The 13,352-nt window shown below is 74.2% G+C and carries 12 protein-coding genes; 4 read left to right on the plus strand and 8 right to left on the minus strand.

The genetic code is table 11. The features are described from left to right. Positions 1 to 7: 7 nt before the first annotated feature. A complete protein-coding gene (locus AB0881_RS28615; RefSeq protein WP_366621725.1) occupies positions 8 to 2,428 on the plus strand; it encodes an ATP-binding domain-containing protein in 2,421 nt (806 codons plus the stop codon). Positions 2,429 to 2,494: 66 nt separating this feature from the next. Here AB0881_RS28615 and AB0881_RS28620 read toward each other — a convergent pair whose 3' ends face one another. Genes AB0881_RS28620 through AB0881_RS28630 form a run of 3 tightly spaced genes read right to left on the minus strand, consistent with a single transcriptional unit; the run spans position 2,495 to position 4,315 of the window. Continuing rightward, the gene (locus tag AB0881_RS28620; RefSeq protein WP_366621727.1) at positions 2,495 to 3,109 is read right to left on the minus strand and encodes a maleylpyruvate isomerase N-terminal domain-containing protein; all 615 of its coding nucleotides are present in this window, start codon (positions 3,107 to 3,109) and stop codon (positions 2,495 to 2,497) included. A gap of 13 nt (positions 3,110 to 3,122) precedes the next feature. Then, positions 3,123 to 3,620: an N-acetyltransferase family protein gene (locus tag AB0881_RS28625; protein WP_366621729.1), complete on the minus strand. Its 498-nt coding sequence runs from the start codon at positions 3,618 to 3,620 to the stop codon at positions 3,123 to 3,125. Between the two features lie 20 nt (positions 3,621 to 3,640). After that, positions 3,641 to 4,315 carry an FCD domain-containing protein gene (locus AB0881_RS28630; protein ID WP_366621731.1) on the minus strand — a complete coding sequence of 225 codons (675 nt, stop codon included), beginning with the start codon at positions 4,313 to 4,315 and terminating at the stop codon, positions 3,641 to 3,643. A 178-nt stretch (positions 4,316 to 4,493) separates the two neighbouring features. Here AB0881_RS28630 and AB0881_RS28635 point away from each other — a divergent pair, with 178 nt between their 5' ends. Then, the gene (locus AB0881_RS28635; RefSeq protein WP_366621733.1) at positions 4,494 to 6,197 is read left to right on the plus strand and encodes a 2-isopropylmalate synthase; all 1,704 of its coding nucleotides are present in this window, start codon (positions 4,494 to 4,496) and stop codon (positions 6,195 to 6,197) included. Between the two features lie 226 nt (positions 6,198 to 6,423). Here the strand turns inward: AB0881_RS28635 and AB0881_RS28640 are convergent, their stop codons facing one another. Next, a complete protein-coding gene (locus tag AB0881_RS28640) occupies positions 6,424 to 6,627 on the minus strand; it encodes a DUF4236 domain-containing protein (RefSeq protein ID WP_366621735.1) in 204 nt (67 codons plus the stop codon). Positions 6,628 to 6,830: 203 nt separating this feature from the next. Here AB0881_RS28640 and AB0881_RS28645 point away from each other — a divergent pair, with 203 nt between their 5' ends. Then, positions 6,831 to 8,774: a Xaa-Pro dipeptidyl-peptidase gene (locus AB0881_RS28645; protein WP_366621737.1), complete on the plus strand. Its 1,944-nt coding sequence runs from the start codon at positions 6,831 to 6,833 to the stop codon at positions 8,772 to 8,774. Between the two features lie 68 nt (positions 8,775 to 8,842). Here AB0881_RS28645 and AB0881_RS28650 read toward each other — a convergent pair whose 3' ends face one another. Beyond that, the gene (locus AB0881_RS28650) at positions 8,843 to 9,898 is read right to left on the minus strand and encodes a DNA polymerase domain-containing protein (protein WP_366621739.1); all 1,056 of its coding nucleotides are present in this window, start codon (positions 9,896 to 9,898) and stop codon (positions 8,843 to 8,845) included. 65 nt (positions 9,899 to 9,963) lie between these two features. On the opposite strand from AB0881_RS28650, the gene msrB reads away from it, so the two are divergent. Then, the gene (gene msrB, locus AB0881_RS28655) at positions 9,964 to 10,365 is read left to right on the plus strand and encodes a peptide-methionine (R)-S-oxide reductase MsrB (protein WP_366621802.1); all 402 of its coding nucleotides are present in this window, start codon (positions 9,964 to 9,966) and stop codon (positions 10,363 to 10,365) included. A 49-nt stretch (positions 10,366 to 10,414) separates the two neighbouring features. On the opposite strand, the gene AB0881_RS28660 is transcribed toward msrB, so the two are convergent. The 3 genes from AB0881_RS28660 to hemG all read right to left on the minus strand — a co-directional run bounded on the left by AB0881_RS28660 (position 10,415) and on the right by hemG (position 13,195). Further along, positions 10,415 to 10,999 carry a hypothetical protein gene (locus AB0881_RS28660; protein ID WP_366621741.1) on the minus strand — a complete coding sequence of 195 codons (585 nt, stop codon included), beginning with the start codon at positions 10,997 to 10,999 and terminating at the stop codon, positions 10,415 to 10,417. 76 nt (positions 11,000 to 11,075) lie between these two features. Next, the gene (gene hemQ, locus AB0881_RS28665) at positions 11,076 to 11,768 is read right to left on the minus strand and encodes a hydrogen peroxide-dependent heme synthase (RefSeq protein ID WP_366621743.1); all 693 of its coding nucleotides are present in this window, start codon (positions 11,766 to 11,768) and stop codon (positions 11,076 to 11,078) included. Positions 11,769 to 11,770: 2 nt separating this feature from the next. Continuing rightward, positions 11,771 to 13,195 (minus strand): protoporphyrinogen oxidase, encoded by a 1,425-nt coding sequence (gene hemG / locus AB0881_RS28670; RefSeq protein WP_366621745.1) that lies wholly within the window; start codon positions 13,193 to 13,195, stop codon positions 11,771 to 11,773. Between the last annotated feature and the right edge of the window lie 157 nt (positions 13,196 to 13,352).

Raw genomic sequence — 13,352 nt, forward strand, 5'->3', positions numbered from 1 at the left:
CGGACGCATGCGAGCCCGTCAAGTCAAGTCCGTACCGGAACCGATTTCCCAGCCGGACGCCGACGCCGCGCGGGAGGCCGCGACGCGCACCGAGCAGGAGTACGTCACGCGCCTGTACGACCGGCTCGACACCGAGCGCGAGCAGGCCGAGGCCGAGCTGCGGTCGGGACCGGCCCGCACCGGCGGCGGCAGCGCGTTCCAGGCCAGGGTCGAGCGGCAGGCGGCCACCGAGGCGGCGGCCCGCCGGCTGGCCCGGCTGTCGGCGGTCGAGCGCGCCCTGTGCTTCGGCCGCATCGACCACCGCGCCGAGGAGGACGAGCCCGGCGACACCTTCTACATCGGGCGCGTGGGGCTGCGCGACGCGGACCGCGAGCCGCTGCTGATCGACTGGCGGGCCGAGGCGGCCCGCCCGTTCTACACCGCCACGCCCGGCTCGCCGGGAACGCTGGCGCGCCGCCGCCACCTCCACCTGCGCGGCCGCTCGGTGGTCCGGCTCGACGACGAGGTGTTCGACCTGGACGGCCTGTCCGAGGACGACCGCGGCACGATCGTCGGCGAGGCGGCGCTGCTGGCGACGCTGCGCCGCGGCCGTACCGGCCGGATGACCGACGTGGTCGCCACCATCCAGGAGGAGCAGGACCAGGTCATCCGGTCCGGGCTGCACGGCGTCCTGGTCGTGCAGGGCGGCCCCGGCACCGGCAAGACCGTCGCGGCGCTGCACCGCGCCGCGTACCTCCTCTACACCCACCGCGGCGTGCTCGAACGCCGCGGCGTCCTGGTCGTGGGGCCGAACGCGACGTTCCTGCGCTACATCGAGCAGGTGCTCCCCGGGCTCGGCGAGACCGACGTCGCGCTGGCGACCGTCGGGTCGCTCTACCCGGGCGTGCGCGCCACCGAGTACGAGACGCCCGCGGCGGCCGTGCTGAAGGGCGACATCCGGATGGCGAAGCTGGTGGAGGACGCCGTCCGGGACCGGCAGGCGGTCCCGGAGGGCGATCTTGAGGTGGCGGCCGACGACATGGTGCTGCGGGTCCCCCATGAGGACTGCGTCCGCGCCCGCGACCGCGCGCGGGCGCTGCGCGCGCCGCACAACATCCAGCGCCGGCTCTACGTGCACGACCTGCTGGAGGCGCTCGCGCTGGACCGCGCCCGGCAGTACGACCGGCTGGCCGACGAGCCGCTGGAGCAGATGATCGCCGAGAGCGGCGTGCCCGCCTGGCTCCAGGAGCTGATCGACGAGGCCGAGGACGAGCCGCTGCTGGACGAGGCCGATCTGAAGCTCGCCAAGGAGGCGCTCTGGCAGACCCCGTCCGTGCGGGCGGCGATCGACGCGCTGTGGCCGGAGCTCACCCCGCAGCGCCTGCTCGCGGACCTGTTCGCCGCCCCCGCCGCGCTCGACCGGGCCGGCGGCCACCTGTCCGCGCCCGAGCGGCGGCTGCTGCACCGCGCCGCCGGCGCGGACTGGACGGTGTCGGACGTGCCGCTGCTGGACGAGGCGGCCGAGTGGCTGGGCGAGGACGACACCGCCGACCGGATCCGGGCCCGCGCCGCCGCGGCCGAGCAGGCCGAGGAGGAGCGCTACGCCCGCGAGGCCATCGAGTCCACCGGGCAGACCGGGGTGGACTGGATGAACGCGGCGGACTGGGTCGACGCGGCCACCCTCGCCGGGCGCCACCACGACGACGGCCCGCCACTGACCACGGCGGAGCGCGCCGCCGCCGACCGGCAGTGGGCGTACGGGCACGTGATCGTGGACGAGGCCCAGGAGCTGTCGGAGATGGCGTGGCGGACGGTGATGCGCCGCGTCCCGACGCGATCCCTGACCGTGGTCGGCGACATCGCGCAGACGGGCAGCCCGGCCGGGGCGCGGTCCTGGGGCCAGATGCTCGACCGGTACGTGCCGGGCCGGTGGCGCGAGCAGCGGCTGATGGTCAACTACCGCACCCCGGCCGCGATCATGCGGGTGGCGGCGGACGTGCTGGCCGCGGTGGCGCCCGACCAGGTGCCGCCGGAGCCGGTCCGCGACGACGGGCCGCCGCCGCGCGCGCTGCGGATCGCTCCCGCGGAGCTGCCGGACCTCGTCGGCGCGGAGCTGGCCGAGATCGACACCGGTGAGCGCGGCGCGGGCCGGCTCGCGGTGATCTCGTCCGGCCGGCGCTACCCGGCGGTCCGCGCGGCCCTGCCGGACGCCGAGTACGGCGCCACGCCGGAGGCGCTCGACTCCCCCGTGGTGGTGCTCACCACCGACGAGGCCAAGGGCCTGGAGTTCGACTCGGTGATCGTCGTCGATCCGGCGGCGATCATGTCCGAGTCGCCGCGCGGCGGCCAGGACCTGTACGTCGCGATCACCCGCGCCACCCGCCGCCTCACCGTCGTCCACGACGGCGACCTGCCGCCGGTCCTCGCCGCCCTCACTCCGGCGGACTGACCCGGCACGCCGCGCCCCTCCCCCGCCGTCCGGGGAGGGGCGCCCGCCGGGGCCGGGCGGGGCCGTTCAGGGGGCGGAGCGCCAGCTCCACCCGGTGCGGCGAGGGCGGCCGGGCAGCTCGGCGCGGCCGGTGGCCCACAGCAGGGCCGTCCACGGATCGCCGTCCCCGGGTACGTCGGGGAAGAGCCGGGCGAGGGACGGGGCGCACACGCCGGCGGGCGGCGTCCAGCCGAGGCCGAGACCCTCGGCCATGTCGTGGGTGTGCACCAGGGTCTCCACGACGCCCATCGCCGCGAAGCCGGCCGGGTCCGCGACACCGAAGCTGTGGTACGAGCGCAGCTCCGGCGGCGCGGCGCGGACCAGCGCGCTCAGCATCGCGCCGCTCGCCTCCAGCACCTGCAGGAGGCCGTCCGGGCCCGCCGCGCGGTCGGCGTGGATCGCGTTCCGGGGGCCGCCGGGCCGGCGGCTCACCCAGGCGAACGGCACCGGGCCGTCCTGGGCGGGCGTCCTGGGGCCGAGTTGCGCGGCGTACGAGAAGAGGTCGTCGGCCAGGTGCTCGGCGGTCTCCCAGCAGGTCCAGTCGAGGGAGCCGGCCTTGCGGTCCCAGGCGTCCGGGGCGGCCGGGCGGAGGGTGTCGAGCGCGAGCCGGACGGCCCGGTCGAGATCATCGGCGAGGGGCATGCGGTCCTGTCGGTCAGTCGATCACGGGGCTGCGGCGTTCGAGGAACGCCACGTCGCGCCAGCGGCTCGTCCCGCCGAAGTCGTGCCGCGCCATGCGCTCGCGGACGCCGATCGTACGGAAGCCGAGCGCCTCGTGGAGGCGGATGCTGGCGACGTTCTCGGGGAAGATCCCGGCCTGGAGCGTCCAGAGTCCGCCGCGCTCGCTGGAGTCGATCACGGCGCCGAGCAGGGCCCGGCCCACCCCGCGGCCCTGCGCCGCGGGGTCGATGTAGATCGAGACCTCGGCGATCCCGGCGAAGCAGGCGCGATCGGAGATCGGGGACAGCGCGGCCCAGCCCAGCACGCGGTCGGCGTCGCGGGCCACGAAGCGGTGCGCGGCCAGCTTTCCGGCGTCGAACCTCTCCCAGCTCGGGGCGGCCGTCTCGAACGTCGCGTTGCCACCGTCGATCCCGCTCTGGAAGATGGCGAGCACCTCGTCGGCGTGCTCGGGAAGCATTGGAAGGATCTCCACCCCACCACTGTAAGGAGTGGTCAGGAGTGCTGGAGATGCGCGAGGGTCCTGGCCAGCTCGGCGCCGATGGCCCGCCCGGCGGCGGCCGGGTCGCGGTCGCGGACGGCCTCGACGAGCGCGGCGTGCGCGTCGGCGCCCGGCTCCTCGTGCGCGCGCACGTCGATGATCCGCACCAGTTCGAGCAGGCCGTCCCGCAGCACCGGGACGAACTGCGCGAACAGGTCGGTCAGCAGCGGGTTGCGGGCCGCCGCGACGACGGCCCGGTGCACGGCGATGTCGGCGTCCACGAACGGCTCGGCCGGCCCGCCCGCGGCCGCCCGCCGGCCGGCCAGGGCCGCGTCCATGGCGGCCAGGTCGGCGTCGGTGCGGCGGGCGGCGGCCAGCTCGGCGGCCCTCACCTCGATCATCATCCGGATCTCGTACACGTCGGCGACCGAGGCGCGGCGCAGCCGGGCGGCCCAGTCCGCGGCGGGCTCGGTGGCGACGACGAAGACCCCGGCGCCCTGCCGGGTCCGCAGCAGGCCCGCGCCCGCCAGGACGCGGATCGCCTCCCGTACGGTCGAGCGCCCCACGCCCAGCTCGGCGGCCAGGGCCGTCTCGCCCGGCAGGCGGCTCCCGACCGGCCACTCCCCCGCGGAAATGCGGTCGCGGAGGTTGTGGGCGGCCTGCTCGACGAGGGGGCTGGGACGGAGCATGCGGAGTTCCTCCACACCGAGGCGACTTGTCTGAGGAGCTGACAAGTTCTAGTCTACGTGACCATGCTGTCGCGCAGCCTGCTTCTCGGCCGCCGCGGCGGGGCCTGATCACGACCGGCACCCCGCCGCGGGGTCCGGTGCTGCCGGTCGTCCGACGAACGGCGAGGAACAGGCCAGCATGAACTTCCCGACCCTGACCACCCCGGCCGGCCCGGCGGGCCCCGACGCGTGGAACCCGCAGCGCGCGAGCTCGATGCCGTACCACCGCTACAGGCCCGCCCACGAGCGGGTCCTGATCCCCGAGATCGACCGCGCCTGGCCGTCCCGGCGCGTCGAGCGCGCCCCGCTGTGGGTGCCCGTCGACCTGCGCGACGGTAACCAGGCGCTGGCCGAGCCGATGGACCCGGCCCGCAAGCGCCGCATGTTCGACCTGCTGGTGGCGATGGGCTTCAAGGAGATCGAGGTCGGCTACCCGTCGGCCAGCCGCGCCGACTTCGACTTCGTCCGCGAGCTGGCCGGGCCGGCCGGGGTGCCCGGCGACGTGACGATCGTGGTGTTCACCCCGGCCCGCCGGGAGCTGATCGACCGGACGTTCGCCGCGATCGAGGGCGTCCCGCGCGCGGTCGTCCACCTGTACGCCGCGACCGCCCCGACCTGGCGCGACATCGTGCTGGGCCACGACCGCGACCGGCTGTACGAGCTGATCCGGGACGCCGCCGGGCATGTCGCGCGGCTGGCCGGCGACCGTCCCGGGCTGCGCTTCGAGTTCTCCCCCGAGGTCTTCAACCGCACCGAACCCGACTTCGTCCTGCGCGTCTGCGACGGGCTGACGGAGCTGTGGGACGCCTCCCCCGACCGGCCGGTGATCCACAACCTGCCCGCCACGGTCGAGATCGCCACCCCCAACGTGTACGCCGACCAGATCGAGTACATGCACCGCCACCTGGCCCGCCGCGACTCGGTGATCCTGTCGGTGCACCCGCACAACGACCGCGGCACCGGCGTGGCCTGCGCGGAGCTGGCGATGCTGGCCGGGGCGCAGCGGGTGGAGGGCTGCCTGTTCGGCAACGGCGAGCGCACCGGGAACGTGGACCTGGTCACGCTGGCCCTCAACCTGCACGCGCAGGGCGTCGACCCGATGATCGACTTCTCCGACATCGACGAGATCCGCCGCACCGTCGAGCACTGCAACCGGATCCCCGTCCACGACCGCCACCCGTACGGCGGCGGCCTGGTCTACACCGCCTTCTCCGGCACCCACCAGGACGCGATCGGCAAGGGCATGGCGCACCACGCCCGGCAGGCCGCCGCGCTGGGCGTCCCGGCGGGCCAGGCCCCCTGGGACGTCCCGTACCTGCCGATCGACCCGGCCGACGTGGGCCGCGACTACGAGGCGGTCATCCGCGTCAACAGCCAGTCCGGCAAGGGCGGCATCGCCTACCTGCTGGAGACCGGATACGGCCTGGACCTGCCCCGCGGCCTGCGCGTCGAGTTCTCCAAGGTCGTCCAGGAGGCGACCGACGCCACCGGCGAGGAGATGACGGCCGCACAACTGCGGGACCTGTTCCACGCGACGTACCTCACCGAGGGCCCGATCGTCCTGGCCGGCCTGCGCGCGACCCACAGCGGCCCCGGCCGGGAGGACTTCACGGCGGTGGTCCGGGTCGATGGCCGCGGGCACGCGGGCGGCGGCGAGGGTCCGGTCCCGGCTCTCACCGCCGCCCTGTCGGCGGCGGACGTCAAGGTCGACGTCCTGGAGCAGGACGAACGCGCCGGGACGGCGTACGCCCGCTGCCGCGTGGACGGCGTCACGCGATGGGGCGCGGGCGAGGACCCCGTACGAGCCGTACTGTCGGCCGCCAACCGGGCCACGCGCCGCTAGAACTCCGTCCGCGCGGCCCCCGGCCACCGCGCGAGCGCGCTACCTGACCGGGGGAGGCGAAGCCGAAGGCGGGCCTCCCCCGGTCAGATCGCGACGCGATGTCGCGCTCGCCCGTTCGTGGTCACGGAGCGAGCCGCCAGGCGAGCGCAGTGGGCCAGGGACGCATTCGACACAGCGGCGGGCCGCCGGTGCCGCAGCCCCGGTCGGCCGGCGGCGCCGCCGCTGCTCACCGGCGCCTGCCGCGCCGGGATCCCATGGGGCGGCGCCAGGAGAGGCCGGTGCCGGGGATCCGGAACGTCATCTCCTTGCGGCCGTCGGCGGTGCGGGTGTAGCGGGCGCCGCGCCCGCCGACGCTGTGCCCGACACCCGACTTCGACAGGTTGAGGCGGAACGGCCCCAGCTTGATCGATTTCCGGTAGCTCCAGCCCATCGTCTCCTCCAGACGGTTCGCCGCGTGCCTGCCCGCACGGGGGCCGTCCACCCTTCGGCCGCCGACACAGGCGACCGTAATCCGCGTTACGGGCATCTTCCGACCAAAACCGGCCGGGTTTCCCAAGGCGCCGACCTTTACCCGCCGCGTCCGGGCGAGGAACCTGTGCCTCTGACAGTGATCAACTACACCGGAGGTGCGGGTTGACCAGGAGACCCCTGCGACGCAGCGCCACGATCGCCACGCTGGCCGCCGCCGCCCTGATCGGGGCGGCCGGTGCCGCCGAGGCGCGTGCCGCCGTGCCGAGGATCGTGGTGAAGGACGGGCTCACCCAGCCCGCCTTCTCCTACAAGGACGCCATCCGCGAGCACGTCTTCGTCGAGTCGCCCGTCGACAGCGACGGCGACGGGAGGCGCGACCGGGTGAACGTCGACATCGTGCGGCCGAAGGAGTCCGACCGCGGCCTGAAGGTGCCGGTCATCATGGACGCCAGCCCGTACTACGACAACGCCGGGCGCGGCAACGAGTCCGAGCGCAAGACCTACGACGCGAACGGGAACCCGGTGAAGTTCCCGCTCTTCTACGACAACTACTTCGTCCCGCGCGGCTACGCGTTCCTCGCGGTCGACATGATCGGGACCACGAAGTCGGACGGCTGCCCGACCTCGGGCGGCGCGCCGGACGTCCTGGGCGCCAAGGCCGTGGTGGACTGGCTGAACGGCCGCGCCAAGGCGTACCGGGCGGACGGCGGCCCGGTGAAGGCGGGCTGGAGCACCGGCCGCACCGGCATGATCGGGAAGTCGTACGACGGGACGATCGCCAACGGCGTCGCCGCGACCGGGGTCCGCGGGCTGGAGACCATCGTCCCCATCTCGGCGATCAGCAGCTGGTACGACTACAGCCGGATGAACGGCGTGAAGTACTGGAACGACGAGCAGCCCTGGCTCGCCGACTACGTCGACACCGACCCGCCCGCCAAGTGCGCCGCCGTGCGCGCCGAACTGGACCGGGGCGAGGACGACGCGACCGGGAACTACAACGCCTACTGGTCGGAGTCGAACTACCGGCGCGGCACGGTCGGGAACGTCGGGAACGTGCGGGCGAGCGTCTTCGCCTTCCACGGCGCCAACGACCTGAACGTCAAGACCAACCACTTCTCGCTCTGGTGGGAGGGGCTGGCGAAGCGCGGCGTCACCCGCAAGGTGTGGCTGTCGCAGCGCGGCCACGTCGACCCGTTCGACACCCGCCGGGAGAAGTGGGTCGCGACGCTGCACCGGTGGTTCGACCACGAGCTGCACAAGATCGACAACGGTGCGCTGCGGGAGCCGCGCGCCGACATCGAGGTGGGCCCCGACCAGTGGATCACCCAGCGCGACTGGCCCGCCCCCGGCGCCCGCGCGCTGACCCTGCGCCCGGACGCCGGCGGCTCGCTCGGCGGCGGCACCGGCACGTTCACCGACTCCCCCGGCCCCGAGGGCGCGGGCTACAGCGAAGGGGAGCTGGTCAGCGACCCGACGGCCGCCAAGCCGTACCGGCTGGCGTACGTCTCGGGCCCGGCGCCCCGTTCCGCCCGCATCTCCGGCACGCCCTCCGCGCGGCTCAAGGTCAAGCTCGACAGGCCGACCGCCAACCTCACCGCCCTCCTGGTCGACTACGGCGAGGACACCCGGATCGACTACCTCGGCCGGGGCGAGGGCATCGAGACCCTGGCCACCGAGAGCTGCCACGGGGAGAGCACCGCGGCCGACGACGCCTGCTACAAGCAGACCCGCACCAAGACGGTCACCTCACCGGTGAACGTCGTCGGCCGGGGCTGGCTCGACGCCCAGAACCACGCCTCGCTCAGCGACCCGCGCCCCCTGAAGCCCGGCAGGTACTACGGCGTGCGCTGGGAGACCCTCAGCCAGGAGTACGTGCTCAAGAAGGGCCACCGCATCGCGCTGATCATCGCGGGCACCGACGCCGACTACACCACCGAGACGCCCACCGGCGCCCGGGTGACCGTGGACCTGGCGGGCAGCTCCGTCCGCGTCCCGGTCGTCCTGGACTCCGCGGACGTCTCCCCGTTCGTCGCGCCCGAGCCCCGCGACATCTGGAGGGGCCCGGCGAACGTCGTCCTCCCCGTCCAGCCGCGCGACTTCCACTGACCGACTGATCCTTCGAGCCGCCGGTCCTCCCGGGCCGGCGGCTCGCCGCGTCCCGCCGTCAGTGCCCGTCAGTGGCCGTCGCGGTCCTTGCTGGGCTGGACGCGCTTCGGCTCGCCGGGCATCTTCGGGTAGTTCGGCGGGTACGGCATGTCGCCGAGCCCGTGGTCGTTCTCGTCGCGGTCGGCCATCTCCAGGAGCGGCTCCAGCGAGAACGCCCGGTCGTCGATGGCCGCGTGCAGGTCGCCGACCTTGGCGAAGCGCTCGGGCATGGTGACGATGGTGAAGTCCTCGGGGCGGACGTCGCCCAGCTCGTCCCAGGTCACCGGCGCGGAGACGGGCGCGTGCGGGGCCGGGCGGACGCTGTAGGCGGAGGCGATCGTCCGGTCGCGGGCGTTCTGGTTGAAGTCCACGAAGATCTGCTCGCCGCGCTCCTCCTTCCACCACTTCGTCGTCACCTGGTCGGGGACGCGGCGCTCGATCTCCCGGCCGAACGCGAGGGCGGAGCGGCGGACCTCGGTGAACGTCCAGCGCGGCTCGATCCGCACGTAGATGTGGACGCCGCCCTTGCCGGAGGTCTTGACGAAGCCGGTGTAGCCCAGCTCGTCCAGCAGGTCGCGGGCGGGGCCGAGGGCGACCCGGACGGCGTCCTCGAAGCCGGTGCCGGGCTGCGGGTCGAGATCGATGCGCAGCTCGTCGGGGTGGTCGACGTCGCCGGCGCGGACCGGCCAGGGGTGGAACGTGAGGGTGCCGAGGTTGGCGGCCCAGGCGACGGCGGCGACCTCGGTGGGGCAGACCTCGTCGGCGGACCGGCCGCTCGGGAAGTCGATCCGGGCCGACTTCACCCAGTCGGGCGCGTTCTTCGGGATGCGCTTCTGGTAGAACGCGTCGGCGCCGTGCGGGTTGTCGCGGGTGGCGAGGCGGGCGCCCTCGAACACCCCCGACGGCCACCGTTCGAGCGTGGTGGGGCGGTCGCGGGTGGCGCGCAGGATCCCCTCCCCCACGGCCAGGTAGTACTCCACGAGCTGCCGCTTGGTGTAGCCGTGCTCCGGGAAGTACACCTTGTCGGGATTGGTCACCTTGACGAGCCGATCCCCTACCGGGATCTCGATGAACGGCGAGGCCATGCTGGCACGTTAACCCACGCGTCGGACAGAGTCGGGAAAGCCCGGCACGAGGTAACGTCATGAGCATGGGGAAGATCCACAAGACCGAGGAAGAGTGGCGGGCGCAGCTCAGCCCCGAGGAGTACCACGTGCTCCGCGAGGCGGGCACCGAGCGGCCGTTCACCGGGGAGTACACCGACACCAAGACGGTGGGCGTCTACCGGTGCCGGGCCTGCGGCGCGGAGCTGTTCCGCTCCGAGACGAAGTTCGACTCGCACTGCGGCTGGCCGTCGTTCTACCAGCCGTCGGAGTCGGACGCGGTGGTGCTGATCGAGGACCGGTCGCTGGGCATGGTCCGGACCGAGGTGCGGTGCGCGAACTGCGACTCGCACCTGGGCCACGTGTTCGAGGGCGAGGGGTACGACACCCCGACCGACAAGCGGTTCTGCATCAACTCGGTGTCGCTGGCCCTCGAACCGGCCGGCTGACCGGCCACACCCGGGCTCCCCGGGCCTCCCGGCCCCCGGGCTCCGGCGGTCAGCGGGTCTCGCCGACCTCGCAGTCGTCCTTGTCGCTCTGCTTGTTGGCGAGGACGACGCTGCCGTTCCCGGAGCTCTTGCCGTGCACGAAGACGCGGGGCTTCTCGTCCCCGCCGCTCTTCAGGAACTCCAGGGTCCACTCGCAGAGGGAGACGGCCGGTTCCGAGTTCTCGTCGCCCTCTTCGAGGTCGGTGTAGACCCGCAGGAAGTCGCCGGTGCGCTGCACGTCCTTGACGTACTTGGAGACCTTCTTGTCCGGGTCCTTCGTCTGGATGTAGGGGAGGACGTCGGCCGTCTCGTCCCCGGGCGCGTCCGCCGGCTCACTCGCGGCCGGAGTGGCGGCGGCGGAGGAGCGCTTCTGCTGCGCGGCCGCCGCGGCGTCGTGCCCGCCGTCCCCGTCGACCGCCGCGAACGCGACCCCGGCGACCACGGCGGCGAGCGCGACCGTGGCGGTGCCCGTGCCGGCCGCGACCAGCCGGCGTCTCCCCCGCGCCGCCCTGGCCAGCCGGTTCCACCGGACGCTGATCTGGGACGGCGGTTTGGCGTGCCGGCCGCGGCCGTGCCTGGGAGGAGCTTTGGTCACGGCCAGCACTTTACTGGCCTTTCGGCCGGGCCCGGCCCGCATCGCGCAATCCGCCTCGCGGGCCGGGCCGTGACCGCTACGGCAGGCCCGCGACCAGCTCCGCGACCGGCTTGCGGCGGCCGGTGTAGAAGGGGATCTCCAGCCGGACGTGCCGGCGCGTCTCCGAGCCGCGCAGGTGCCGCATCAGGTCCAGGATCCGGTACAGCTCGTCCGCCTCGAACGCCAGGATCCACTCGTAGTCGCCCAGCGCGAACGACGGCACCGTGTTGGCCCGCACGTCCGGGTAGTCCCGCGCCATCATGCCGTGCTCGGCGAGGAGCGCGCGGCGCTCGTCGTCGGGCAGCAGGTACCACTCGTACGAGCGCACGAACGGGTACACGCACACGTGCGCGCGGGGCTCCTCGTCGGCCAGGAAGGCCGGGATGTGCCCCTTGTTGAACTCCGCCGGCCGGTGCAGCGCCATCTGCGACCACACCGGCTCGCTCGCCCGCCCCAGCGCCGTGCGGCGGAAGCGGGAGTAGACCTCCTGCAGGTCCTCCGACGCCGGCGCGTGCCACCAGAACATGTAGTCGGCGTCCGCGCGCAGGCCCGCGACGTCGTACAGGCCGCGCGTCGTCACGTCCTTCCGCGCCGCCTGGTCGAGCAGGTCCTGCACCTCGCCCGCGTCCTTCTCCCCCACGACGCCGGTGTCCTTGACGCGGAACACCGACCACATCGTGTAGCGGATGACCTGGTTGAGGTCGCGCGCCTTGGGCTTGCCCTCTGCCATGGCTATTCCCTCCCGGCTCTCGCCCGGCTCTCCAGAAACTCCTGCACCCTGGCCGCCGCGGCGCGCGCGCTCGCGATGCAGGCCGGGATGCCCAGTCCGTCGTACGCCGCCCCCGCCACGGCCAGTCCCGGCTGCCGGAGGACGGCGGCGCGGATGCGCGCCACGCGGTCGGCGTGGCCCACGTTGTACTGCGGCAGGCCCCCGCCCCAGCGGGTCACCCTGCTCTCCACGGGCAGCTCCGAGACCCCGCAGGTCGCCGCCAGCTCGGTCATCGCGGCGGCCTTGAGGTCGTCGTCGCTCCGCTGCAGGGCCTCCTCCTCGCGGAACCGCCCGATGGAGCACCGCACGGCGATGACGCCCGGCTCCCGGTCGCGCAGGTGGGGCCACTTGACGGAGCTGAACGTGACCGCCTTGACCTCGCGCCCCTCCACGGCCGGTACGAGGTAGCCGCTGCCCGTGGGAAGGCGGCGGAACGCGCTCGCCGAGTAGGCGAGCGTGATGATGGCCATGCTCGCGTAGTCGATGCGGGCCAGCTCCCGCGCGGCGGCCGGGACGTCGGCGTCCAGGAGGCGCGCGGCGGGCACGGCCGGTACGGCGATCACGACGGCGTCGGCGTCCAGCCGCTCGGGGTCGCGGGTGGAGCCGAGGGTGAGGCGCCAGCCCTCCGGGGTGCGGCGCAGCTCGCGGACCGCGGTCCCGGTCCGGACCGTTCCGCCGGCGGCCGCGAGGTCCTCGGCGACCAGGTGCGGCAGGGTGCCGAGCCCCTCGGGGAGGGTGGCGAACACCGGCCCGGCCCGCGCCGGGTCGGGCGCCGCCTCCCGGATGCCGCGCACGGCGGCGATGAGCGAGCGGTGCGAGCGGGCGGCGGCGGCCACGGCGGGAAGGGTCGACTCGAACGAGAGCTCCTCGACGCGGCCCGCGTACACCCCGCCCAGCAGCGGCTCGACGAGCCGGTCGACGACCTCGCGGCCCATCCGGGCGCCGATGTAGTCGGCGACGGACACGTCGCTGCCGCGCGGCGTCTCGCGCAGCAGCAGGTCGAGCGGGACGCGGGCCATCCCCCCGGCGGACAGCACGTGCGAGCCCGCCAGCGCGCGCAGGTCGGACGGGACGCCCATGACCTGCCCCGACGGGATCCGGCGGAGCGCGCCGTGGCTGAGGATCGCCGACGAGGTCGTCCCCGGGTTCACCAGATCGCCGGACCGGCCGAGGTCGCGGACCAGGTCCAGGCCCTCCGGGCGGCGGGCCAGCATCGACTCCGCGCCCTCGTCCACCGGCACCCCGGCGATCTCGCTGACCTGGAGCTTGCCGCCGATCCGCGGGGAGCCCTCCAGAACGGTCACCCGCGCGCCGCCGCGGGCCAGGGTCCGGGCCGCCGCGAGGCCCGCGATGCCGGCCCCGACGACCACGACATGGGAGGTGCTCATGCCCTCAACGATCCCAGACACCCCCCGCGGACCCGGCAGCACCCCACCTCTCGCGACCGCTCGCGCCGCGAGTGGTGGACCCGTCCACCTGGGGCGTGACCTGGGCGCGGCCTCATCGTGGCCGGATCGCGATCCGGCCGCCGGAACGGTGATCTGC

The organism is Spirillospora sp. NPDC029432 (genome assembly GCF_040703975.1).
Lineage (GTDB): Bacteria > Actinomycetota > Actinomycetes > Streptosporangiales > Streptosporangiaceae > Spirillospora.